The organism is Psychrobacillus sp. FSL K6-2836, from assembly GCF_038003085.1.
Classification (GTDB): Bacteria; Bacillota; Bacilli; order Bacillales_A; family Planococcaceae; genus Psychrobacillus.
In genome coordinates, this window is record NZ_JBBOOM010000001.1 from 4,127,716 (window position 1) to 4,151,501 (window position 23,786).

At 36.0% G+C, this 23,786-nt stretch carries 22 protein-coding genes; 17 read left to right on the top strand and 5 right to left on the bottom strand.

The features are described from left to right. Positions 1-114: 114 nt before the first annotated feature. The 4 genes from MKY37_RS20085 (at position 115) to MKY37_RS20100 (ending at position 2,992) form a co-directional block, all read left to right on the top strand. Positions 115-594, top strand: a complete 480-nt coding sequence (locus MKY37_RS20085) for a DinB family protein (protein WP_340779632.1) — start codon at positions 115-117, stop codon at positions 592-594. A gap of 169 nt (positions 595-763) precedes the next feature. Continuing rightward, the gene (locus tag MKY37_RS20090) at positions 764-1,312 is read left to right on the top strand and encodes a GNAT family N-acetyltransferase (protein WP_340779633.1); all 549 of its coding nucleotides are present in this window, start codon (positions 764-766) and stop codon (positions 1,310-1,312) included. 249 nt (positions 1,313-1,561) lie between these two features. Further along, positions 1,562-2,335 carry a GNAT family N-acetyltransferase gene (locus MKY37_RS20095; protein WP_340779635.1) on the top strand — a complete coding sequence of 258 codons (774 nt, stop codon included), beginning with the start codon at positions 1,562-1,564 and terminating at the stop codon, positions 2,333-2,335. 135 nt (positions 2,336-2,470) lie between these two features. Next, positions 2,471-2,992, top strand: a complete 522-nt coding sequence (locus MKY37_RS20100) for a GNAT family N-acetyltransferase (protein ID WP_340779637.1) — start codon at positions 2,471-2,473, stop codon at positions 2,990-2,992. 447 nt (positions 2,993-3,439) lie between these two features. Here MKY37_RS20100 and MKY37_RS20105 read toward each other — a convergent pair whose 3' ends face one another. From MKY37_RS20105 to MKY37_RS20115, 3 genes are all read right to left on the bottom strand, one after another. Then, a complete protein-coding gene (locus MKY37_RS20105) occupies positions 3,440-5,227 on the bottom strand; it encodes a S9 family peptidase (RefSeq protein WP_340779638.1) in 1,788 nt (595 codons plus the stop codon). 75 nt (positions 5,228-5,302) lie between these two features. Next, positions 5,303-5,599 carry a hypothetical protein gene (locus MKY37_RS20110; protein ID WP_340779640.1) on the bottom strand — a complete coding sequence of 99 codons (297 nt, stop codon included), beginning with the start codon at positions 5,597-5,599 and terminating at the stop codon, positions 5,303-5,305. 545 nt (positions 5,600-6,144) lie between these two features. Beyond that, positions 6,145-6,837 (bottom strand): zinc transporter family protein, encoded by a 693-nt coding sequence (locus tag MKY37_RS20115; protein ID WP_340779641.1) that lies wholly within the window; start codon positions 6,835-6,837, stop codon positions 6,145-6,147. A gap of 160 nt (positions 6,838-6,997) precedes the next feature. Between MKY37_RS20115 and MKY37_RS20120 the strand changes: the two genes are divergently transcribed. The 8 genes from MKY37_RS20120 to MKY37_RS20155 all read left to right on the top strand — a co-directional run bounded on the left by MKY37_RS20120 (position 6,998) and on the right by MKY37_RS20155 (position 16,594). Continuing rightward, positions 6,998-8,362: a spore germination protein gene (locus tag MKY37_RS20120; RefSeq protein ID WP_340779642.1), complete on the top strand. Its 1,365-nt coding sequence runs from the start codon at positions 6,998-7,000 to the stop codon at positions 8,360-8,362. Next, entirely contained in the window at positions 8,359-9,453 is a 1,095-nt protein-coding gene (locus MKY37_RS20125; RefSeq protein ID WP_340779643.1) for a GerAB/ArcD/ProY family transporter, read from the top strand. The genes MKY37_RS20120 and MKY37_RS20125 overlap by 4 nt, the downstream gene beginning before the upstream one ends. Further along, on the top strand, positions 9,450-10,574 hold the full coding sequence (locus tag MKY37_RS20130; RefSeq protein WP_340779644.1) for a Ger(x)C family spore germination protein: 1,125 nt from the start codon (positions 9,450-9,452) through the stop codon (positions 10,572-10,574). The genes MKY37_RS20125 and MKY37_RS20130 overlap by 4 nt, the downstream gene beginning before the upstream one ends. A 146-nt stretch (positions 10,575-10,720) precedes the next feature. Further along, the gene (locus MKY37_RS20135) at positions 10,721-12,370 is read left to right on the top strand and encodes a methylmalonyl-CoA mutase family protein (protein WP_340779645.1); all 1,650 of its coding nucleotides are present in this window, start codon (positions 10,721-10,723) and stop codon (positions 12,368-12,370) included. After that, a complete protein-coding gene (gene scpA, locus MKY37_RS20140) occupies positions 12,357-14,516 on the top strand; it encodes a methylmalonyl-CoA mutase (protein WP_340779646.1) in 2,160 nt (719 codons plus the stop codon). Before MKY37_RS20135 ends, scpA begins: the two co-directional genes overlap by 14 nt. Then, a complete protein-coding gene (gene meaB, locus MKY37_RS20145; protein WP_340779648.1) occupies positions 14,516-15,610 on the top strand; it encodes a methylmalonyl Co-A mutase-associated GTPase MeaB in 1,095 nt (364 codons plus the stop codon). The genes scpA and meaB overlap by 1 nt, the downstream gene beginning before the upstream one ends. A 41-nt stretch (positions 15,611-15,651) precedes the next feature. Then, the gene (locus MKY37_RS20150) at positions 15,652-16,092 is read left to right on the top strand and encodes a BrxA/BrxB family bacilliredoxin (RefSeq protein ID WP_340779650.1); all 441 of its coding nucleotides are present in this window, start codon (positions 15,652-15,654) and stop codon (positions 16,090-16,092) included. Between the two features lie 253 nt (positions 16,093-16,345). Beyond that, positions 16,346-16,594, top strand: a complete 249-nt coding sequence (locus MKY37_RS20155) for a hypothetical protein (RefSeq protein ID WP_340779651.1) — start codon at positions 16,346-16,348, stop codon at positions 16,592-16,594. Here the strand turns inward: MKY37_RS20155 and prli42 are convergent. Next, on the bottom strand, positions 16,577-16,672 hold the full coding sequence (prli42, locus tag MKY37_RS20160) for a stressosome-associated protein Prli42 (protein WP_340779652.1): 96 nt from the start codon (positions 16,670-16,672) through the stop codon (positions 16,577-16,579). The two genes, MKY37_RS20155 and prli42, sit on opposite strands and share 18 nt — an antisense overlap. 124 nt (positions 16,673-16,796) lie before the next feature. On the opposite strand from prli42, the gene mce reads away from it, so the two are divergent. From mce to MKY37_RS20185, 5 genes are all read left to right on the top strand, one after another. Next, positions 16,797-17,207, top strand: coding sequence for a methylmalonyl-CoA epimerase (gene mce / locus MKY37_RS20165; RefSeq protein ID WP_340779653.1), 411 nt, complete (start codon positions 16,797-16,799; stop codon positions 17,205-17,207). Positions 17,208-17,211: 4 nt separating this feature from the next. After that, the gene (locus MKY37_RS20170; RefSeq protein ID WP_340779654.1) at positions 17,212-18,759 is read left to right on the top strand and encodes an acyl-CoA carboxylase subunit beta; all 1,548 of its coding nucleotides are present in this window, start codon (positions 17,212-17,214) and stop codon (positions 18,757-18,759) included. 16 nt (positions 18,760-18,775) lie between these two features. After that, positions 18,776-19,888, top strand: a complete 1,113-nt coding sequence (locus MKY37_RS20175; RefSeq protein ID WP_340779655.1) for a M20/M25/M40 family metallo-hydrolase — start codon at positions 18,776-18,778, stop codon at positions 19,886-19,888. A 17-nt stretch (positions 19,889-19,905) separates the two neighbouring features. Beyond that, positions 19,906-20,391 carry a chemotaxis protein CheW gene (locus tag MKY37_RS20180; protein WP_340779656.1) on the top strand — a complete coding sequence of 162 codons (486 nt, stop codon included), beginning with the start codon at positions 19,906-19,908 and terminating at the stop codon, positions 20,389-20,391. Positions 20,392-20,979: 588 nt separating this feature from the next. Next, a complete protein-coding gene (locus tag MKY37_RS20185; RefSeq protein WP_445323075.1) occupies positions 20,980-22,239 on the top strand; it encodes a DNA polymerase IV in 1,260 nt (419 codons plus the stop codon). On the opposite strand, the gene MKY37_RS20190 is transcribed toward MKY37_RS20185, so the two are convergent. After that, positions 22,233-23,675 carry a UDP-N-acetylmuramoyl-L-alanyl-D-glutamate--2,6-diaminopimelate ligase gene (locus tag MKY37_RS20190; protein ID WP_340779658.1) on the bottom strand — a complete coding sequence of 481 codons (1,443 nt, stop codon included), beginning with the start codon at positions 23,673-23,675 and terminating at the stop codon, positions 22,233-22,235. The two genes, MKY37_RS20185 and MKY37_RS20190, sit on opposite strands and share 7 nt — an antisense overlap. Positions 23,676-23,786: the final 111 nt, after the last annotated feature.

The following is a 23,786-nucleotide window of genomic DNA, read 5'->3' on the forward strand; positions in this document are numbered from 1 at the left end:
AAAGTCTTGAGTTCTATTTTTACTTTAGAATGCATTCAAAATCCTAAAGTTGAACATGTCAAAGATTATAACTACAATGTAGAAGTAACTATTAATGAAGAGGAGTCGGTATAGATGTATAGAAATGTAAATGATTTTATAGAAGACTGGACTGTTGCAGCAGAAGGTACACTTCGTATTCTCAACTCACTTTCGGATGAGAAATTAGATCAAGCAATCGTAGAAGGGCATAGTACTCTTGGGTGGCTTGGGTGGCATATTGCAACAAGCCCAGCATTTTTCGCAAGTTTAGTAGGATTAAATGTTAAATCAGCAATTAAGGAAAATAAAGAACAAATTAAGGTTATAGATATTGTGGAAACGTATAAAAAAATCGTTGAAGCTGTAAAAAGAGAAGTAGAAACTAACTTAACTGACGAAAAATTGGTTGAGAAAATTGATAGCTTCGCTGGAGAAACGACTAGAGGAGTCTTGCTGCGTAAGTTACTCGACCATCAAACCCATCACCGTGGTCAAATGACTGTTCTTCTACGCCAAGCTGGTCTACCTGTGCCTGGAGTTATGGGACCAACAAAAGAAGAACAACAGGTTTAATGTCCCTATGTGAAAAACAATTCTAAAATTTTCGGACTCACTCGAGTGCTAGAATATCTCCCAGTAGAGAAATAAAACAAATAAAAGATGTGCATATACGAAATGCACATCTTTTTAATATTCATAAAGGAAAATAGCTTATGTAAAATATATGGTGGAGGGGTTAGGGATGAGAATCAGTCAAACAAAATATAATGTAAACGGAGTTTGCTACTCTATAAGACCAGCTATGAATAAAGACGCAAAAGAATTGTCTGAAGTCAGGTTACAGGTTGATGGAGAAACACAAAATCTTGATAGGGAAAAAGGAGAAGCATACATAGATACATATGGTTTTGAGCAATTAATTAAAACAGATACTGCAGCAATGAATAATCTTTTTCTAGTGGCAGTTATTAATGACAATATTGTCGGTTTCTCAAGATGTGAAGGAAATGACTTAAAAAGATACGTGCATAAAGTAGAGTTCGGAGTGTGCGTTTTAAAAGATTATTGGGGTTTGGCTATTGGAACGAATCTATTAAAAGAATCTATTGATTGGGCTAATTCCACCGGGATCAAAAAAATTACATTGAATGTTTTAGAGACTAATGAAAAAGCAATAAAACTCTATAAAAAATTTGGTTTTAAAATAGAAGGTATTTTAGAAAATGATAAAATCTTATCAGATGGACGATATTACAACACAGTAGTTATGGGAAGATTAAATCTGGAATAAGATGTAATTATTTTTGGTTATGTAAAAGAAAAGGTTGTTTGTTCGTAAAATGGAATAATCCCAAAAAACGAATAGATTTTGGTGATTCAGTTTGAAACGTTGCACTTAAACTACCGACGCAGAATACTTCAAATAGAAGCTTGTTAAATAAATTAATTGATAATTTTTATATTTCTAATTTATGTAAATTTTATGATAATATTAATCGTGCTGGAAATGTGAAATATTACTTTAGAAAGAAGGAATTTAATGATTTATGAAGCGGATTTAACTGTAAGGAAAAAGTTAATCTCAATGTTTGAAGAAATTGATAGCACTATTATTCTTTCCTATCTTCAAGGGCATATGGGTACTGCTTGGGTTGACGACCTTGAGAATCCAACTGTTGCTCAAATAACAGTTGGGATTTTTGTGTTTTTTGCTGGCGATTCAGAGACAAAGGAAGCTGAAGAATTACTTTATAATCTACCCGATTTTACTCTTGCAATTGTTGATTCTGATGAATGGAAAAAACGTATAGAAACTGTTCATGTTGGTTCAATCGAGAAGTTTAAACGTTTCAGATTTATAAAGAAAACAGAGCATTTGGATAGGAAACATATTCAGAATATATTATATACATTACCAGAAGGTTATGAGATTAAGCGAATAGATAAAGAGATAGCAAAAGAATCATCCTTCCATGAACTTTCAGAAGACTTTGTAAGTCAGTTTGATTCTATCGATGATTTTATCAATAGAGGAGTAGGTTATGCTATTTTGAATGAAGGTCAAGTGGTTTCTGCTGCAACATCATTTAGTTTATATGATGATGGAATTGAGATTGAAGTGGCTAGTCACCCTAACCATAGAAGGAAAGGCTTAGCAACAATAATAGCCTCTGCTTTGATATTAGATTGTCTGGATAGAGGAAAGTACCCTAGTTGGGATGGTGCTAATGAAGAATCAGTTGAATTAGCCCAAAAACTTGGATACATTTTTAAGGAATCATATGATACATATTTTATTGATTATAAAAGGTGAACTCGTTTTTTGAGGCAACTTATAAAATATAAAAGCTATCACTTTTTAATGTTTAACTAAATATATATTGTAAAGGATTGTACCTTAACTAACGAGTCCGTGTAAGTGACTTGTAGTAGGAGAGGAGATAGAGAGATGATTGAATTACGAAAGATAACTGGGGATAATATAGATGAAGTAATAGCACTTGAAGTTGAAGAAAACCAGGAAGACTTAATAGAAACTACTAACCTCAGAAGCTTTGCAGACGCTCATATGTTGAACTCAGACGGTATACCAGCGACTCCCTTTGCCATTTATGCTGATGAAGTTGTAGTTGGATTTTTGATGTATATTTATGATACGTTGGATCATGAATCATTTGAAAATGAAGTTTTTTACGGGAAGAAGAGCTATTTTATTTGGCATATTATGATTGAAAAGAGTTACCAGGGGAAAGGGTATGGCAAACTTGCTCTTGAAAAAATGTTGATGGATATTGAAACTAGGCCAAATGGAGAAGCAGGATATGTAGCCCTCTTTTATCGAACAAGTAATGTCATAGCTAAAACATTATACGCTTCATTTGGTTTCGTAGATACAGGAATCATTCAGGATAATTCAATGTTGGCGATTAAAAATCTAGATGGGAAAATAACAGAATCCTTAGTAGAATAGTATCTCTTAGAAAGGAATGTAAGCTATCAACGTCTTGACCTATAAACACAAAAATCCTGAAGAAAAAACGATTATGTTAACACTGTCTTAGCAATAATATAATATTTATACCGCAATCGGGTGCGATTGTTTTAGAATTACAAGGTAGAAAGTGATCAAACTTTATTATAAAAATCGCTTAGTAATTCACAAAGAATTGACCCATTTTGATCAATCATCTTTCAAAAAGAGTCCTTATCAATTAACTTAAATATGGATTTTGGGGAAATTTTAGATCTAACTTTACTCCAAACCAACATATCAACCAATAACTTTAACATAGCCATATTTTTTAATATTAAGGGAAGAGAAACAGTTTAAAAACAATGCCTGATACCTCGTAGCCACTGGTATCAGGCATTGTTTCTTGCTTTAACTTATATGTTCTGTTGCTCGTAAGCTATCATTCTAGATAAACCGATCTAAGAACTCGAGCATTTTGCCATAAACGTATATTTCATTTTGTTTTTTTGAAAAGCCATGACCTTCATCTGGTAGAACTATATATTCCACATCTCTACCTTTTTCCTTTAATGCTGCGACAATTTGGTCGGATTCTTTTTGTACAACCCGAGGATCATTAGCCCCTTGTATGACAAGCATAGGTTTTGTCATCCCATCTAAATAAGTAATAGGAGAATCTTCTATAAATTTATCTTTATCTTTTACCGGGTCACCTACCCATTGAATCATGAAAGACTTCCAAAACTCGGGCACTGAATCTACAAAGGAAAATAGATTACTCGGTCCAAATATATCTACAACTGCCTTAAAGTATTCGGCATGGCGTCCATGTAGTAATAGGGACATATAGCCACCATAGCTGCCACCTAGGAGCAGAATTTTATCTCTATCAACATAACCTTCTTTAATCAACCATTCTAATCCTTCTAAATTATCCAGACGTGGACCATGTCCCCAGTCTCCCTCTACTAATTTCATAAACTTTAAGCCATAGTTAGAAGAACCCCGGAAGTTTGGAGCGAATATGGAATACCCTCTATTGAGCAGAAATTGAAACATTGAGCGAAACCATTTTCTCTCCAAGGATTGCGGACCACCATGTGGCCATAAAATAACATGACCATTGGAATATTCTTCTTTTGCTTTGAAAAGTAGGGCTTCAATTTCTAAACCATCAAAAGAGGGATAAGTTAAGATGGTAGGTTCTACTAACATTTCATCAGGAACTCCTGGAATTCGGAATTGAGTTAACTCCTCCCATGATTCCCCAAGATTTTTTGAAACAAAGACATTATTTGGTCTTGTAGAAGTCCTACCTTGAATATATAGATTACCAGAAGGCATTACGATTACCTTTTCTACGACACTTGTCGGTGCTTTGACTTCTTTAAGTTCTTCGCTTTTTAATTGGTATTCATAAAGGCGATCTTCTACACCGTATGAGCCAACTAAATAGAGGCTTTGGTCTTCCTTAGAAAAATGTATACTAGAAAAATCCTCTTTATTGATTTCTAAAACTTTTTTAAATTCTTTCGCTTCTAAATCGAATTTCGCTAAATAGGTCAAATCAGAATTATAGTTTGTTAAAAAGTAAATTTCTGATTCTGAAGTGTAAAGTACCTCTGAAACCGTATGCTGTTCCTTTGTCTCGGGAGTCAATAATATAGCCTCGGCTCCGAGATGGACATAGGCTAAAGAGTAAGTATTTCCAAATTGTTTACCTGAAACAAAAGATTTTTCATCTGGGGAGACAGCCTCTATAGAGGTAGGAGCAGTACTGCCTTCCAGTAAAAGATTATCCTCACCAGTTTCAATATCATATATATAATTATTAAGAAACGTTGCATTTCCTACTGTTGTGGAATAATAAAGACGTTTTCCATCATTTGTTAAGTGGTTGAAAAAATGACGTTCTCCAACTCTGCTTCGGAGTGAAACTAGTTTTCCACCCTGAGGAGAAAGAGCATAAATTTGTGTGTTTTCATCTCCGTCTGTATCAAAACCAGCAACCATAAACTCACCAGTTTTTGCGTAAGTTAAAAAATTTACACTCTGATTATTAAACGTAAGTGGATAAGGAAACTGATTAGGTAAATCCATTCCCCAAATATTAAAGTGACCGTTCAGATTTGTACTAATTATAAGTTGTTTTTCATCAGGACTTACAGTGAAATTTTCCACGGTTAATGTTTGAAAAAATTGTTCCACATCAGGCTTATCAAATTTGACCATTTATATTCCCCAATTCTATTAAGATATATTCATTTTATCATAAAAATAAGCTAGTTTATCGTATTTTACTAAATATTAAATATAGTCAGATAAAAGAGGAAGTATTGCGGTATTATGTAATACAAAATAAGAAACAAACAGGATTTGTAGAAGAGATATTTGTAAAGTAGGTGCAAGTTTTCTACTAACCGGTACGGTTGATAGGGAGAAAAATGCTAATAATATTACAAATAACAATTCTATTAGCATATGTTTCAGTATTAAATGAGCAATACAAATAGCAAAAAAAGAGGCTGGAACAGAACCCCAAAACAGCATCTTTCTCTGTGAGAAAAATGCTGTTTTTTTGCTGTGCACAAAATTGATTTCCATTTCAGGGACGCTTTCCACGGGCGTGGCCTGAGCCTGTAGTCTCAGGCGTCACGCTATTCCCGTAGGAGTCGCCCCTCCATTTCAATCAATTTTATTAACTATCCATTATTTAGTAAAGATTTCTCCTTATCCAATCAAATTTCTACTTCTGTCCCAGTCTCTTTCTAATGTAATATTTTACTGACAGAATGTGCGTTCCTGGTTCCGTTAATAATGTCTGATGTTTACTTACCTAATAACACCGATAATTAGTAACAGCCCTAATGAAAAAATGCATATTGTTCCGATTGAAGCTAATACATTAAGGATTTTATATGCTCTTATACTTATCAGCTTACAAAGTCAATTTGTCTATATAATGTTTTCAAACATTGATATATCAACAAAAAAGGGGACGTCAACTCTATGTGAATTGACGTTCCCAATCGGTGTATTTTTTAATGTTTTCTCCCCATTAACCGAACCAGTTAATTTTTCTTCTCTGTTTTTATAGTTTGGTTGCTCACACATACGATTTGTTCTCCTTTAGCCATTTAATACTAAAATTACGACATCAAATGAAAAAATACGCTGAGAAAATACCCTGTTAGGACAAATGTTACTGATGTCCTGATCGACACCACTCGGATATTATGTAAAATAAATTCTTTTACACTCGTTAGAGCGATCAAACCGATGGAGACGCCTAGAAGAACACTTTGTACTTTCATGGTCAGATGTATATGATTGCCAACCCAAATAAAAAAACTAAAGCAGATAGATAAACCAATAAAACAAAGGAATAGGCCAATCATTTTCTGTCCTTGTGCGATAAATATTGATGTAATGGCGAATCCTTCGGGGATATGGTGCAAAATGGTGGAGGTTGCCATGGAGAGTGCAAAGGAAGAATCCCCAAGCAAGTTTCCAATAGTTAAGCTTAATGGAATGGTATGAATGAAAAGAGCAATAGTTAGCAAATAGACAGAAGACTTAGATTGACTTGACGAATGAAATGATTTATTCACTAGTAGGAGAAACATATATCCTATAAGGATGCCAAGAACGATACCTGCTGAATTATATAAATGGAATGCCGATGGAATAATATCAAGTGCCAGTAAACCTACTAAGAACCCTCCACATAAAAGAGCCAAACCTTCGTCAGAATGATGAAATATTTTCGCCACTAACCAAGCAATTCCAGCACCTATATTTACACTAAAAAATAGCAATCCCCCAAGAACTAATACACTCAAATTTTATCCTTCCCCACCTAATTTAAATTGGAAACCTGAACACAAAATATATGTAAATCATAGAGATTTTTTTCATTAAAGTTTCTTGCTAGTAGGATTGAATGGCGTTCATTCGGTTAACCTATGCATATCAAAGATTCTCTTTACTGGAGGTTTGTATATGACGAATATAAAAGAGAAACCGGATCCTCCTAAGTTGATGGATGAACTTAAGAGTCAGATGGATCCTTCTTTTGATGTTATGCTGATACCTTTACAACTAGAAGCAGAAGCGGCTTTTCTTCTCTATCTTAAAACGACAGTGGATGGAGATAAATTACAAAATGTTATTATTAAGCCATTTTTCGAAATGCAATCAGCACAACATTATAGAGCTTATATACAATCATCGCCTGATATTATAGAGATTAAATCGGATGAAAAAATTCTACTTGAACTTACAAAGGGAAGTGTGTTGATAGCAGTTCAACATCAATTTTTCTTAGTAGATGTGAAGAAAGTAAACAGTAGTTCAGTGCAACAAACTCTTATGGAACCAACTGTATATGGACCCCAACAAGCTTTAAGTGAAGACATTCTTACCAATTTGAATATCATAAGACATCGTTATAAGGAGCCTTCTCTAAAAATTGAAATCTTAGAGTTAAAAGATAAAACACATAGCGATATTGCTATTATTTATGATGATCAAACTGTGAAGCCAGCTATATTAAAAACTATTCGAAAGAGAATAAAAGAATTGGATGTTCCACTTATTCAATCGGCAGGTGAACTCCAACTTTACTTAAATGGAAAGAAATTTACTTTATTTCCGACATTAATGTTGACAGAAAGACCTGACCGTATTTGTTATAACTTGGATGCAGGTAAAGTTATATTAATGGTTGATGGAAGTCCTCATGCATTAATTGCACCAGTTGTCTTTTTTGATTTTATGGTGTCCATGGAAGATAACTATCATTTATTTTGGATTACTTCGTTTACGCTGATACTTCGATACTTTGGATTAATAACCTGTTTAGTGTTACCAGCTTTGTATGTTGCTATCATTTCCTATAATCCAGACATTTTTAGAACAGAGTTGGCTTTAACTGTTGCTGGCAGCAGAATAGGAGTGCCTTACCCATCATTTATAGAAGTATTATTTATGCTCATATTTATGGAGCTTTTAACGGAAGCGAGTATAAGACTACCTAAAGCGATTAGTGCCACAGCTACTACTGTTGGGGGCTTAATATTAGGAACAGCAGCTACAGAGGCGGCATTGACTTCAAATATAATGATTATAATTGTGTCAGCAGTAGCCATTTCTAGCTTTGTAATCCCTATCAATGAGATGAGTTTTTCGATTAGATTTTGTAGATATATTTTATTAGCTTTCACTACATTTTTTGGTACGGTTGGTTTTATACTTGGCTTTTTAGGAATACTCATGTTTTTGATAAACAAAGAAAGTTTTGGAGAACCTTATCTAAAAATGTATTGGAAAAGTAGAAGGAGTGAAAAAGGGGTGAAAAGCGAATGAGTCGCTTTCTTTATTATTTTATTTTTCTTACAATGTTTTCCAATATCATTGCCTCCGTCCCCAAAATTCTTTTATTTGAAAGTAAAAAGGGGGCAATTCCTTCTATGATTGCCGCTGTTATAATAGGAACTTTACTCGTATATATAATCGTTAAATTATTTGATGCTATTCCTGGTAAAAGTTTGCCGGAAATGTTGAAGATACATACTCCAAAATGGTTTGCTTATCCGGTGCTGTTTTACCTTTTTTTATGTTGGTTTACTGCTGGTCTGATCACACTTATTACGTATGTATTTTTATTTATTACTTTTTTCTCACCAGAAACGTCCATAGTTAACACGACATTTGCGTTCGTACTAGTTATATCATTTGGAGTATTGATGAAATCTAGAAGTATGTTGTATATGGCAGAAATCGTAATCGTTTTATTTGTCCCTTTAATCTTTTTTCTATTAATAAAATTTTTCGCAAACCCTAAACTAGACTGGGATTTTATAGAGATTTCCATGATGCATGCGAACCATCTCCCATCCTATAGTGCTTTTGGGGCCGCGCTGTATATTTTTGTGGGGATCACGAATTTGGTTATTTTTAATAAGCTTTTTACAAAAAAGCATAAAATGGGATGGAAACAATTACTCATAATTGGGTTTACAGGAATGGTAGTTTTATTTACGACCTATTTTGTTCCAATTGGATATAACGGGTTTGAACAGATTGAAGATTTTACTTTTCCGTGGGTATCCACAAGCGATTCAATTCGTATGAAATATGGTCTAATAGAACGGGTTATTTTTATTTTTATCCTATCTTTCTTAGGTATAGCATTTGTAAGTTTATTATTACATTGGCATGTAGCTCTAAAGATATTAGAAAGTATTTTTGAATTTAAACGATTGAAATGGAAAGGTAAAATGTTGGCACCTTATATTTTCGTTATTATATTTGTGGTAATATCTTTAGTTTTAACGAGAAAATTGACTCAGTACCAGCTGTTTGTCTTTTCAAGTTATTTCTATGAATCTTTGCCTATATTTTTTACAGTATTAATAATTTCTTTAGTTATAGTGAAAAGGAGGGCAAAATTATGAAGCAGCGATTTCGGAATTATAAAGTAATCGTTGTTGTAGCTATTTACTTTTCATCTGTTTCTATTTTGGCGGGATGTGGATTTAAAGATATTGATAAGCGGGTTTTTGTAACGGGTATAGGTATAGACCCAGCGGAAAAGTTGGAAGGGGGGTATAAAATAACATTAAAATTATCATTACCAGTCGCTTCTATTAAATCATCGACTGGACCTAATTATGAATATCTCGTTTACGAAGGGGAAACGCTTGCAGAATCAATTCGAATTTTGGAAACACATACCGACAAAGTATTAGAATTTGGGCATGCTAAAATTATCGTTATTAACGAGGACTTACTAGAAGATAATGTAAAGGATTTTATGGATTACTTTATAAGAAGGAGCGATATTCAGTTGATAGCATGGGTAGCAGCTGCTAAAACGTCGGCTGAGTCTATTCTGCGAGTGGAACCTGCAGCTGAATCTGCTGTATCTTCGACTCTCGTCAATTTTTTTGGTGGCAGCGGCTCCGACAGTCCTTTTATCGTCTCGACATTTCTTTATGAATTTAGAAGAAATATGTTGTCGGATGGAATTGATGCTGTATTACCGCTTGTAGACGCAACAGAAGATAAGAAGGAGTTGATAGTCAATCAATCGTTAGTCGTTAAAGAAAAATCTAAACCGTTCGAATTATCTTCCGAGCAGTCAAAGTATTACAATTCTCTGCTTAACGGTATGAACGGATTTAGCTATAAAGCAGAATCAGAGGATCTAACCTTAGTCATCAATATGGAAAAAATAAAAGTAAAATATAAAATATTAACGAATAAAGGAAAGCCTACGTCGATTAAGATGAACGTAAAAATGATTGGGATAATTGGTCAATCCAATAAAAACCTATCTTTAAAAGACTTAAATAAGTATGACAAAATAGCTTCTGAGGCAATGAAAGGTGAGATTGAAGATTTTCTCACAACCGTTCAAGAAAAAAACCTTGATCCCATGGGATTTGGATTAAGGTATAGAACGATGATGCTATATGATAAAAACACGAATTCCGAATGGCAAAATGTATATCCAACTTTACCGTTGGAAGTAAGCGTTAACGTTTCTCTTAAAGGTACAGGTTCAATTGAATAAAGGAACGACAAAACCTCTTTCGATAAGTAAAGAGGTTTTTCGTTTCATCAGACTTCTGAGGAAGTTACCCTTTCATATGTAATCATTGTCCGTTAAAATATAATTAGGACAATTCTATTTACTTAGGGGGAAGCGAAAGCGTTCATATGACATTAGATAAAATGAGACAAACGGTGTTTAATAATGCAGCAATTGATCAGTGGGAGCAAGTAGCCCTCAAATCATTAAAAGGGAAAACATTGGAGTCGCTATCTACAAAAACATTAGAAGACATCATTTTGAAACCGCTTTATTCTTTAGACGATATGGAAAATATTCCAGTATCACAAACGGCTATTGTTCGGGAAGCAAAAAAATCTTCAGAGTGGTTAGTCGCTCAAGTTGCAGAAGGATTTACAAGTGAAGCGATACTTAAGGAAATCACGGAATCACTTGCAAAAGGAAATGATGTTGTTCATTTGAAATTAGAAAAAGAACATAATTGGAATGCGGATCAAATAGAAGAGTTGGCGGAACTATTTTCGGAACATAACGCTATTTTAGATGTTACGAATAATCCAGCATTTTTAAAAAATTTCAACGATTTAAGAGGTATAGTAAAAGGTGCAGAGGATGTGGAATTTCCTAACGCTAGAACGTATTTCTTAAATGGATCATCCATCCATCAAGCAGGTGGAGACGCAATTAGTGAGCTGGCAAGCGTACTAGTACAAGCAGATGTGTTTGCAGAGAAAACAAGCATCGAGAAACTTGCTGAAAAAGCATTTGTACAATTTTCGATTGAAAATAATTTCTTTATGGAAATAGCTAAAATACGAGCTTTTCGCATACTTTGGCAAGCTTTCGGCCAAGCATATGGGAAAACGGACATAGCAGCAATTCCTGTACATACAGAAACCTCATTGCGTTCCTACTCCGTATTAGATGCAAATGTTAATATTTTGCGTGCCGGTAATAGTGCACTAGCGGCTATTCTTGGTGGGGCGGATAGTTTGACGACGTATCCACATGATTATTTAACCGAGGCTACACCAACATCTAAACGAATCGCACGTAATATACAGCTTGTACTAAAAGAAGAAACACATATCCAGCGTGTACTTGATGCAGCAGGCGGTTCTTACTATGTGGACACATTAACGAATGAGCTTGTGGAAAAAACGTGGACATACTTTTTAACATTAATGAAAGAAGCAACAGTAGAGGATAGAGAAACAAAACTATTAGAACGAGCAGAAAAAAAGTGGGAGGAGCAGCTTTTTGCACTCTCTACTCGAAAAAAATCGTTAATTGGAACGAATACTTATTCAAATCCTGATGATGTAATTAGCGGACCTATTAAATTCACTGGTTATAAACGTCTTGCTGAGCCTTTTGAGCAATTACGAAAATCATTCCAAGACAGTCCGTTGAATACAGCTATAATTCCTTATGGCATTTTAAAAGACTATAAAACTCTTATGGACTTTGTGAGTGGCTATTTAATCGCATTAGGGATTTCACCAATTATTGCACCGGAAAACTTAAAGCCGGTCGACCTGCAACAATGGGTAGATGATAGGAATATTGGTTATGTAGTATTCGTTGGTAACGAGGAACAAACTGCTGGTTTAGTTCCAGCACTATTGAATGAAAATCTATCTGTACCAATGGATGTTGCCGGGAAATTTGAGGAGTATGAAGACTGGTTAGATGCCGGGCTGTCTGGATCTATCTTTGCTGGGCAATCGCTTCTTGAAAAGGGGCAACAACTACAAGCCCTTGCTAAAAAGGAGGATTCAAATGACAACGCCTAATTACGATAAAGTATCCATTAAAGAAGTCTTATTAAAAGAGGAACATACAAAAATAGCCGCAGGAGATTCTTTTTTAACGAATGAAGGAATACATTTAAAACCAGTGTATAACAAAGAAGATACGTCTGAACTTTCTCATTTAAACGATCTTCCAGGTATTGCACCGAACACAAGAGGCCCTTATCCAACGATGTATGTTGCAAAGCCATGGACAGTTCGTCAATATGCTGGATTTTCAACTGCGGAAGAAAGTAATGCTTTTTATAGAAGAAACCTGGCTATGGGTCAAAAAGGCCTATCTGTTGCATTTGACCTAGCAACACACCGTGGCTATGATTCGGATCATGAACGGGTTACTGGAGATGTAGGAAAAGCAGGGGTTGCTATAGATTCTGTAGAGGATATGAAGATATTATTTGACGGGATTCCTTTGGATCAAATGTCTGTTTCAATGACGATGAATGGAGCAGTTTTACCAATTTTGGCATTCTATATCGTAACTGCGGAAGAACAAGGAGTAACTCTTGAGAAGCTTGCAGGTACTATACAAAATGATATTTTAAAAGAGTATATGGTTCGTAATACGTATATTTATACGCCAGAAATGTCGATGAAAATTATTGCGGACATATTTGCATTTACAGCTCAAAAAATGCCTAAATTCAACTCTATTTCTATATCTGGATATCATATGCAAGAAGCCGGGGCCACTGCCGATATAGAGTTAGCTTACACTTTAGCTGATGGATTAGAATATGTTCGAACTGGTCTAGCTGCTGGAATAGATATAGATGCTTTTGCACCAAGGCTTTCATTTTTTTGGGCAATCGGGATGAATTATTTTATGGAAATAGCGAAAATGCGTGCTGCTCGTAGAATATGGGCACAAATGATGCAAAGCTTTGACCCGAAGAATCCTAAATCACTTGCCCTTCGTACGCATTCTCAAACGTCTGGATGGAGTTTAACAGAGCAGGATCCGTTTAATAATGTAACAAGAACGTTAGTAGAGGCAAATGCAGCAGCAATGGGGCATACACAATCCCTCCATACGAATGCTTTAGATGAAGCAATCGCTCTGCCTACAGATTTCTCTGCTCGAATTGCTCGAAATACACAACTATTCCTGCAGGAAGAAACAAATATGACGAAAGTAATCGATCCATGGGGCGGGTCATATTACGTCGAGACACTAACAAATGAATTAATAGAAAAGGCATGGGCTCTGATAGAAGAAATTGAAGAGCTTGGCGGGATGGCGAAAGCGATTGAAACAGGTCTACCTAAGATGAAAATTGAAGAGGCAGCAGCTAAAAAACAAGCGCAAATTGACTCTTCTAAAGAAGTAATCATTGGGGTAAACAAATATCGTTTAGAGCAGGAAGATGCTATTGATATTTTAAATATAGACAATACAGTCGTTCGTCAAAAACAAATGGACCGTTTAGAAGAAGTCAAAGCTAAACGTGATGAGAAAGCAGTACAAAAAGCGTTAACTGATTTGACAGAGGCGGCAAGAACGGGTGAGACAAATCTTTTAGAGGCTGCTGTTATAGCTGCTAGAGAACGTGCAACTATTGGTGAAATATCAGATGCAATAGAAGTTGTGGCAGGTAGACATAAGGCGGTGATTCGTTCTGTGAGTGGTATATATAGTGCAAACTTTAATGATGCAGAAGAGATTAATGCGGTGAAACAAATGGCCGAGGACTTCCGTGAAAACGAAGGTCGTCGTCCGCGTATTTTAATCGCCAAAATGGGACAGGACGGTCATGATCGCGGAGCAAAGGTTATTGCTACTGCATTTGCTGATCTAGGATTTGACGTAGATATTAGTCCATTATTCCAAACCCCTGCAGAAACAGCGCTTCAAGCAGTGGAAAATGATGTCCATGTTGTCGGAGTTAGTTCTTTAGCTGCTGGGCATATGACATTGGTTCCTTCATTGAAAGAGGAACTAGCCAAGCTTGGTAGGGAAGATATATTGATCGTTGTTGGTGGTGTTATCCCAGCACAGGATTATGCATTCCTACGTGAAAATGGTGCCTCAGCGATTTTCGGACCAGGAACAGTCATTCCTGTTGCCGCACAAAAAGTTATCGAAGAGATTTATAAGCGACTCGGCTATGAGGAAGTGGAAGGCTAATGTCAAAAACGGATAATAATAACGAATCTTCTATGCATGTGATGAGTGGTATTAAGTCGCAACATGATGGTGTAGGGAAGGCGTCTATTAAAAAGTTTTCCAAAAGAAAGCCTCTTGAAATCGATGAAGAGGAATATATCCGTCAAATTCAAATTGGCTCCAGGCTGCATTTAGCAAAAGCGATAACTTTTGTTGAAAGCACTGTAAATGATCAACAGCATATTGGTCAACAATTATTGAAAAACTTACTTCCTGATACCGGTAATAGCATACGGATCGGAATAACTGGAGTACCCGGGGTAGGGAAGAGCACATTTATCGAGGCATTTGGGAAAATGCTTTGTGATCAGGGATATAGAGTTGCAGTACTAGCAATTGACCCTAGTTCTTCTTTGACAGGTGGAAGTATTCTTGGAGATAAAACTAGAATGGAAGAGCTTGCCAAACATCCGAACGCATTTATAAGACCTTCACCTACCGCTGGTACACTTGGGGGCGTGCATAAAAAGTCTCGTGAGACGATGCTCCTATGTGAGGCTGCTGGATACGATGTCATTTTAGTAGAAACGGTTGGTGTAGGTCAAAGTGAAACAATAGTACGGGGAATGGTGGATTTCTTTTTATTATTAGCGCTCACAGGTGCAGGTGATGAACTGCAGGGGATGAAAAAGGGAATAATGGAGCTTGCAGATGCTATTATTGTCCATAAAGCAGATGGGGCAAATGAGAAGTTAGCGAAGAAGACAGTAGCAGAGTATAAGCAAATACTCCATTTTTTGGCACCTTCCTCTGCATATTGGAAGACTCCAGCATTAGCGGTATCTTCGCTGTATAAAATAGGCTTAGATAATGTTTGGGAGAATATACTAAATTTCCAGCAACTGATGAAAGAAAGATCTGTATGGCAGCAAAGAAGAAAAGAACAAACAGTAGAATGGTTTAAAACAATGATTGTGGATCGATTATATGATGAGTTTTTTTCTTCAATGGAAAAAAAACATTCTATGGCAACTTTAGAACATTTAGTGCGTGCAGAAAAAATAACGGTTTCCCAAGCGGTTGACGATTTATTTTCCTCGAATCCAAACCAATAATCTGATAAGATAAAACTAGTTTAAAAAAGGAGAGTGGCAAAATGAATATGGATTTTAATTTATATATGAATGATATACTTGTACAGGCTCGTGGAGAAATGGAAGCTGCAGGTTATGAACAGCTTAATACACCTGAAGAGGTAGACGCAGCATTTGCTCGTCAAGGAACAACATTAGTAATGGTAAACTCAGTATGCGGATGTGCTGGAGGAATTGCTCGTCCTGCAGCTGCAAACTCCGTACATTATGATAAACGTCCGGATCATTTAGTAACTGTTTTTGCTGGTCAAGACAAATTGGCAACTCAGCAAGCACGTAATCTATTCGGGGATGATCATTTACCATCCTCACCATCATTTGTTTTACTAAAAGATGGACAACCAATAGCAGAAATTGGCCGTCACGAAATTGAAGGTCATGCACCAACTTCTGTAATCACGCACTTACAAGAATTATTTGAAGAATATTGCGAAGAAGTATAATTAAGTAAAAAGCGCAAGTACCCTTTAAGTTAAAACCTGTTTCTATTAGTTTTGGCAGGCTTTTGTCAGTATTGAAACTATGTTATTACCGATTGATTTTTACAGAGGCTGGTCGTGACTGACGTCACAACCAGCCTCTATTTTGCGGCAATTTTATGGCGCTTGTCCCGCATTAACGGGCTGTATATAACTGCCCGTTAATGCGGGACGTAGAACATAGACGAAAAGCGCCACGTAGTGTGGCTTCGTCTATGTGACTCGCTTCCTGCGAGACTCGGGTCAACAGGATGTTGGTCACTCAGGCATTGCCGCACGACGTGGCGTTATTTGCCTGAGTTCAATTTTTCAATTAGTTGGGGATGAATCTCCACTAATTGAAGTTTCACTTTGTCTGTCCATCGCCCTTCTACAACTTCTAAAAATCTTAAAAGAAAATAAAAACCAGCGAAAGCATACAAATGCAATCGCTGGTTTTTATAAATTCTTAAAGGACGAAGCTTAAACCGAATAGTAATGTAGACATGACCATTACAAAAATCATTAAATAGACAATAACTTTACGAAATGTTTGGTTACGCATAATTTCTCTCCTTTAGCTTGTACCTTTATTTTAACAAAAACATAAAAATGCACAAGAGGTAGAGATTTTTTTTTGAAATAGGTACAATAGAACAAGGTACGCGTTTTAAAAAAGGGGTGTAAAAATGGAGAAAATTGATCATATTGGTATCGCAGTGAAAAGTATAGAAGAATCACTTCCTTATTACACAGATACATTGGGGTTAAAACTATTACATATTGAAGATGTTCCATCTGAAAGAGTTCGTGTAGCTTTTATCGATAGTGGCAATGTCCATTTAGAATTACTTCAACCGATCGATGAAACAAGTGCGATTTATTCATTCATAGAGAAAAAGGGTGAGGGAATTCATCATATTGCGTTTGGCGTTTCTGATATCCAACAGCGTTTGGACGAGCTGAAAGAAAAAGGCGTTCGTCTTATACAAGAATCGGCAAAAGCAGGTGCTCACGGTGCTCAGGTTGCATTTATACATCCAAAGGCGTCTCGTGGAGTACTTTACGAATTAGTCGATAAAACCGGGGGAGCGAAGTAATTATATGGATATTTATGAAAAAATCAATGACTTATATGATCGTAAACGTAAAATCGAACTTGGTGGTGGGGATGACCGAATCGAAAAGCAACACGAAAAAGGTAAGTTGACTGCTCGTGAACGTATTGAATTACTTGTAGATAAAGATTCATTTGTTGAGCTAAATCCATTTATCAAGCACCGTACTGTTGACTTCGGTATGGACAAGCAAGAAGGGCCTGGGGATGGAGTAGTAACTGGTTACGGGAAAGTAAATGGCCGTCCAATATATTTATTTTCGCAAGATTTTACTGTTTTTGGTGGGGCTTTGGGAGAAATGCATGCACTTAAAATTGCTAACGTCATGGATTTAGCGGCTAAAAATGGAGCACCGTTTATTGGCTTAAATGACTCTGGTGGTGCACGTATTCAAGAAGGCGTTGTTTCACTTGATGGATACGGTCAAATTTTTTATCGTAATGCTATATATTCGGGAGTAATACCACAAATTTCTGTCATTTTAGGTCCTTGTGCGGGTGGTGCGGTATATTCGCCGGCAATAACCGATTTTGTGTTTATGACAGATGAAACAAGCCAAATGTTTATCACTGGTCCTAAAGTGATTGAGACCGTTACAGGAGAAAAAATTTCTGCGGAAGATCTAGGTGGATCGAAAGTACATAATACAATAAGTGGAAATGCACATTTCCGTGGGAAAACAGAAGAGGAAGTATTAGAAAGCGTTCGATTGTTATTAAGTTACTTACCTCAAAGCTTTGAAGAAAAGCCTTCTATAGTTGATGTAAAGGCAGAAGACGATTATCGTTCTGATTTAGCTGATATTGTTCCTTTTGAAGCAATTCGTCCTTATGATGTACGAAAGGTTATTGAACAAGTCGTAGATACGGATTCTTTCTTAGAAGTACAAAAAGAATTTGCTAAAAATATTGTGATTGGTCTAGCTCGCATTAAAGGCGAGGTAGTAGGTTTAGTATGTAACCAACCAAAAGTAATGGCTGGAGGATTAGATATAGATTCTTCGGACAAAGCAGCGCGCTTTATTCGTTTTTGTGATGCCTTCAATATTCCAATTATCACTTTTGAAGATGTAACTGGATTCTTCCCTGGTATAAAACAGGAGCATGGTGGAATTATTCGCCATGGAGCTAAAATTTTGTTTGCTTATTCAGAAGCAACCGTACCTAAAATAACAGTTATTTTACGAAAAGCATACGGAGGCGCTTATGTTGCATTGAATTCCAAGTCCATTGGTGCAGATGTTGTTTTCGCATGGCCGAATGCAGAAATAGCAGTTATGGGACCAAACGGAGCTGCCAATATTATTTTTGCCCGTGAAATTGCCCAAAGTGATGATCCTGAGGCAGTACGTGCTGAGAAGATTGAAGAGTACCGAGAGAAATTCGCCAATCCATATGTAGCGGCTTCTATGGGAATGGTCGATGATGTTATTGACCCAAGGGAAACTCGCATTAAGCTAATTCAATCATTAGAAATGATGCGCAATAAAAAAGAAACGAGACCAAATAAAAAACATGGTAATATTCCATTATAAAAAGGAGACTTTTCAAATGAGTCGATTAATAGATGAATTTTTAGAGCTAGTTCAAATAGATTCTGAAACAAAGCATGAAGAAATAATTGCGCCTATATTAAAAAGTAAATTAGAAAAGCTTGGATTTTCAGTAATTGAAGACGATTCTGCTTCTAAAACTGGTCACGGTGCTGGCAACTTAATCGCAACATTAAAGGGATCAAATGATGATGTAGATCCAATATACTTCACTGTCCATATGGATACTGTAGTACCCGGTAAAGGGATTAAACCAGTTATTAAAGAAGACGGTTATATATATTCAGATGGGACAACCATTTTAGGAGCAGATGACAAAGCTGGAATAGCCGCTTTATTTGAAGCGATTCGTCGTTTAAAAGAACAATCAATTGAACACGGTGATATTCAAGTTGTTATTACTGCAGGTGAAGAAAGTGGTTTAGTAGGAGCAAAAGAATTGGATGCTTCTTTACTTACAGCAAAATATGGCTATGCAATTGATAGTGATGGGACTGTCGGGGGAATTGTAACAGCTGCTCCTTTCCAATCAAAACTATGGACAACTATTACTGGAAAAACTGCGCATGCTGGAGTTGCACCTGAAAAAGGTATCTCTGCCATTACTTTAGCTGCTAAAGCCATTTCTGCTATGAAGCTAGGTAGACTAGATGCCGAAACCACGGCTAATATTGGACGTTTCGAAGGTGGACAAGCAACAAATATCGTTTGCGATGAAGTGCATATTCTTTCTGAGGCACGCTCGATTAATAAAGAAAAATTAGATGCCCAAGTAGCGCATATGGTTGCAACATTTGCCGAAACTGCCGAAAAATTTGGTGGTAAAGCAGTGACAGAAACGCAACTAATGTACCCAGGCTTCCATTTTGACGAAGGCCATTCTGTCGTACAGATTGCTAAACGTGCAGTAGAACGGATCGGTAGAACTGCTGACATTAAAACTAGTGGAGGAGGTAGTGATGCCAATGTAATTGCAGGACTTGGTATCCCTACTGTCATCTTGTCCGTAGGTTATGAAGAAATTCATACAACAAATGAACGCATGCCTATTGAAGAGTTAGAGAAACTTGCCGATTTAATAGTAGAGATCGTTTTAGTAGCGGCAGAATAATATAGGAGGTGACTTTGTTGAACAATGAAAAAGTTGTAGTATTTCAATGTGGCAATGAAGAATACGCAGTCTCAATTGAACATGTAGTTTCCATTGAGAAATTAGAGCATATTAATCCGATACCACACTTACCAGATTATTTAATTGGTTTGATGAAAATTCGAGGGGAGCTAGTCCCAATAATCGATTTTGAACAAATTTTGTATAATCGTAGTGGTGTGGATCAGGAATTAGCAAGAGTAGTTACTATGCATACGAAAGATATGACGGTTGGTCTTCTTGTGAAAGAAGCGAAAGAGATTTTAGATATTGATCAGGACAATCTAAAACAAATTGGTTTAGTTAATTATACAAAAACACGTTATTTCACAGCAGTTGCAAACCTAGAAAATCGAATGATTACAATCGTGGACGCTTCTATTTTGGTAAGTTCTTTAGAAGGCTTTAATGATATTCAATCTTATGTAGAAGAAGTTAAGAAAGAAGAGACAATGAATAACTAGTTTCATGATTTAGTCAGGGAAGGTAGCTTATATAGCTACCTTTTTTGAAATAGTAAGTGTAAAAATCTATACAAAAATACTGCAGTTTTTCGTTTCAGACGTTACAAAGGAACCAATGCTAAGAGCGCCACCTCTTGTGGCAAGCCCTTGTGACCAACATACTGTTGCCTCCGCGAGCTAAGCGATAAATCCTTACCGCCACTAAGGGTACGTTGTGATGGTTCATCTGTTTCACTGACCCCGCCGGAGTCGCAACTTTTACGTCAATCAATAAAGTGAGCAGTACCCAATAAGGAGGTTTAGCATAAGTTATCTTTAAGATATTAGAATTATTTTAAGTAAATGTAGTGATAATAATAAGTGGCAATAGTTGTTTAATAGTGTCCGCTATTTTTAGTGTTAATAAAATGAAATAGTAAATGTGTACTTAGTAAAGAAGCGAAATAGTGAACGAAATTGTATCTTCGTGAGTTTTTTCTATAATATATCGACAAGTCTGCCCAAAGCTTTTCGAAAACAATAGATACCAGTTTTAACCTACAAGGGTTTTTGCACTTTTCTAATTAGCTAACTATGTTTATACATTTTATGAAGGAGGGGAATAGCTTGTCGGGAAAACATCGAATTATCTTTCACTTAGATATGAATAGCTTTTATGCATCTGTTGAACAAGCACATGACCCCTCTTTAAAAGGAAAGGCTATTGCTATCGCAGGTAATCCTAAGGAAAGACGGGGGATATTAGTTACATGCTCTTATGAGGCAAGGGCTAGAGGTGTGTATACAACAATGTCCGTGTGGGAGGCTAAACGAAAATGTCCTGAACTGATTTTATTGCCTCCTAATTTTGAACGCTACAGAATTGCCTCTAAAGCAATGTTCGAAATTTTAAGGTCCTATACTCATCTTGTAGAGCCAGTTTCAATAGACGAAGGGTATGTGGATGTTTCTGAAGTTGACATGGAGAACGATGCAGTAAGTTTTGCTAAATCTATTCAAGATCGTATTATTCGTGAGTTAGATTTACCTTGTTCTATTGGAATTGCTCCTAACAAATTTCTAGCTAAAACGGCATCCAATTTAAAAAAACCTATGGGTATAACCGTTTTACGGAAAAGAGAGGTAGGAGAAATTCTGTGGCCACTTCCAGTAATAGACATGCATGGGATAGGAGAAAGTACTGCAAGAAAGTTGGAATCCATTGGTATTAATACTATAGGAGATTTGGCCAATGCAAACCCTAATTTACTAAAAGAAAAACTTGGGAAAAATGGAGTCCGACTTCTAAATCGAGCAAATGGTACGGATAATAGAGAGGTAGATCCTGAATCTATCTATGATACAAAAAGTGTTGGAAATTCAACAACATTGCCTTATGATGAATCGAATATAGAGGACCTTGAGAAGGTATTTATTCGGTTATCAAAAAAAGTAGCTGCCAGACTTGATGCAAAAAATTTAGCTGGAAGGTCCATTACAATACATATACGGGACGCTAATTGGAAAAACAAAACGAGAAGTAAAACAGTATCTAACAGGCTCTATAAGGAAAAGGAGATATTTCAATTGGCATTAGATCTATTTCACACTTCTTGGAATGGCGATCCGATCCGTTTATTAGGTGTGACTGTAAATAATGTCTATGACAAGGGAGAATCGGTAGAGCAGCTATCCATTTTTAACTTTGAAGAACATGCCAAAGAGGAGCCAATATTAAGGCTTGTGGAGCAATTGCAAGGTAAATTCGGAGAAGATAGTATTAAGCGTGGAATGAAAATAAAAAAGAAACCTTCCTTGGATTCAAAAACAAGTTTTAGTAAAGACTTCTTAGATGATCACCATCAATAATGCTGATTCTGATGTACAAATGAATCGTTCAAATACGTTAATGTATGTATATCAGATGTAGTTGGTAATGCAAAATTTTGTTGATAATTTTCAATTCCTTTACCAGTAATAACGATAAAGTCATTATCTTGAGCATGGTCCCATGCGTACTGAATAGCCAAAGTTCGATCCGGAATAATCATACACTTGTTCAATGGATCCAGTGAAGTGAGTTCTTCTAGCATTTGTTGTGTTGGTACCCCATTTAAATCATCAAAAGTTAAGATACATGTATGACAGTTATCTAAAGAAATCTGCACCATATTTGTCCTTTTTTGCATGTCTCTATTTCCCCTAAATCCAAAAATATGAATGATTCTTTGGGGACTATATAAGTTAGCGGTTTCTAAAATGTGAGAAAAGGCATTTCCAGTATGGGCGTAATCTACTATGAAATTTGCTCCCTTTGGATGTTGAAACACCTCAAACCTCCCTGGAACTCCACTAAAATGTTGTAATGAATTCTCAATTTCTAATGGTTCGATATTTAAAGAAGCTGCTGTTGAAAAAGCGAGTGCGGCATTTTCTAAATTATGTTTGCCTTTCATGCGATTATTAATGGAGTAGCTCCTCGGATGTCGTTTACTCAACACTAACGATTCATTACTTATGATATGTGTAGGATCTGTCCCATTTAATTTAACAACTTCTCTATTCAATGAAGAGACATACTCACAAAGCCGTTCTCCCCATATTGAGTCGGATTTGATCACGGCAATTCCACTCGGTTTTAAATAGTTGAATAATGATTGCTTAGCCAAATAGTAGGATTCCATATTTTTATGGTAATCTAAATGTTCATAGTCTAAATTAGTGAAAACACAACAATCAAATCGTAGACCCTCGATGCGAGCCTGAGCCAAACCATGGGAGGAAACTTCCATTATGACAGCACGATCATTACTTGTAGCCATAAGCTGATTTAATGTTAAAGCATCAAGTGTTGTATGTGTAGATAAGTTCTCAACACCATTAATAATAGTAGAAATACTTCCAAATAATGAACATGAAACACCTGCTGATTCTAAAATATGCTTTAACATATAAGAGGTAGTTGTTTTTCCATTCGTTCCGGTAATTCCAATCATAATCTTGTGCTGAGTTGGGTTTTCATAAAACACATTTGCTAACAAACCTAATGCTTTTCTTGAATTAAATACTCGAATATAAGGCACACCAATAGATGAAAGATTTTCTTCACCAATGATAACGCAAGCTCCATTTGAGATTGCCTCTTCTATAAACTCGTGTCCGTCATTGAGAGTGCCTGATATGGCAACGAATATGAAATTTTTCTCTACCTTTGCAGAGTTAAAAGCAAGACCATCTATTTCAATGGATTCGTCTTCTTTACTTATGTTAATGCCTAAAGGCTTTATTAATGTCTCTAATTTCATAAGTTATGAACTCCTTTTGATTGTTTAATTATTGTTAGCAGTTTTGTTTTTTACATACATGGAATTTAGGGGTAGACTTATAATTACAATATGTCCTATTGAACAAAGGGA

What these genes read in the sequence shown, in the direction of transcription:
- meaB (WP_340779648.1), top strand. Translation starts at nt 14,516, where the DNA reads ATGTCAAAAACGGATAATAATAACGAATCTTCTATGCATGTGATGAGT.
- MKY37_RS20100 (WP_340779637.1), top strand. Translation starts at nt 2,471, where the DNA reads ATGATTGAATTACGAAAGATAACTGGGGATAATATAGATGAAGTAATA.
- MKY37_RS20085 (WP_340779632.1), top strand. Translation starts at nt 115, where the DNA reads ATGTATAGAAATGTAAATGATTTTATAGAAGACTGGACTGTTGCAGCA.
- MKY37_RS20185 (WP_445323075.1), top strand. Translation starts at nt 20,980, where the DNA reads ATGAAGGAGGGGAATAGCTTGTCGGGAAAACATCGAATTATCTTTCAC.
- mce (WP_340779653.1), top strand. Translation starts at nt 16,797, where the DNA reads ATGGAGAAAATTGATCATATTGGTATCGCAGTGAAAAGTATAGAAGAA.
- MKY37_RS20125 (WP_340779643.1), top strand. Translation starts at nt 8,359, where the DNA reads ATGAGTCGCTTTCTTTATTATTTTATTTTTCTTACAATGTTTTCCAAT.
- prli42 (WP_340779652.1), bottom strand. Translation starts at nt 16,672, where the DNA reads ATGCGTAACCAAACATTTCGTAAAGTTATTGTCTATTTAATGATTTTT.
- MKY37_RS20190 (WP_340779658.1), bottom strand. Translation starts at nt 23,675, where the DNA reads ATGAAATTAGAGACATTAATAAAGCCTTTAGGCATTAACATAAGTAAA.
- MKY37_RS20105 (WP_340779638.1), bottom strand. Translation starts at nt 5,227, where the DNA reads ATGGTCAAATTTGATAAGCCTGATGTGGAACAATTTTTTCAAACATTA.
- MKY37_RS20170 (WP_340779654.1), top strand. Translation starts at nt 17,212, where the DNA reads ATGGATATTTATGAAAAAATCAATGACTTATATGATCGTAAACGTAAA.
- scpA (WP_340779646.1), top strand. Translation starts at nt 12,357, where the DNA reads ATGACAACGCCTAATTACGATAAAGTATCCATTAAAGAAGTCTTATTA.
- MKY37_RS20110 (WP_340779640.1), bottom strand. Translation starts at nt 5,599, where the DNA reads ATGGAAATCAATTTTGTGCACAGCAAAAAAACAGCATTTTTCTCACAG.
- MKY37_RS20175 (WP_340779655.1), top strand. Translation starts at nt 18,776, where the DNA reads ATGAGTCGATTAATAGATGAATTTTTAGAGCTAGTTCAAATAGATTCT.
- MKY37_RS20135 (WP_340779645.1), top strand. Translation starts at nt 10,721, where the DNA reads ATGACATTAGATAAAATGAGACAAACGGTGTTTAATAATGCAGCAATT.
- MKY37_RS20150 (WP_340779650.1), top strand. Translation starts at nt 15,652, where the DNA reads ATGAATATGGATTTTAATTTATATATGAATGATATACTTGTACAGGCT.
- MKY37_RS20090 (WP_340779633.1), top strand. Translation starts at nt 764, where the DNA reads ATGAGAATCAGTCAAACAAAATATAATGTAAACGGAGTTTGCTACTCT.
- MKY37_RS20130 (WP_340779644.1), top strand. Translation starts at nt 9,450, where the DNA reads ATGAAGCAGCGATTTCGGAATTATAAAGTAATCGTTGTTGTAGCTATT.
- MKY37_RS20120 (WP_340779642.1), top strand. Translation starts at nt 6,998, where the DNA reads ATGACGAATATAAAAGAGAAACCGGATCCTCCTAAGTTGATGGATGAA.
- MKY37_RS20095 (WP_340779635.1), top strand. Translation starts at nt 1,562, where the DNA reads ATGATTTATGAAGCGGATTTAACTGTAAGGAAAAAGTTAATCTCAATG.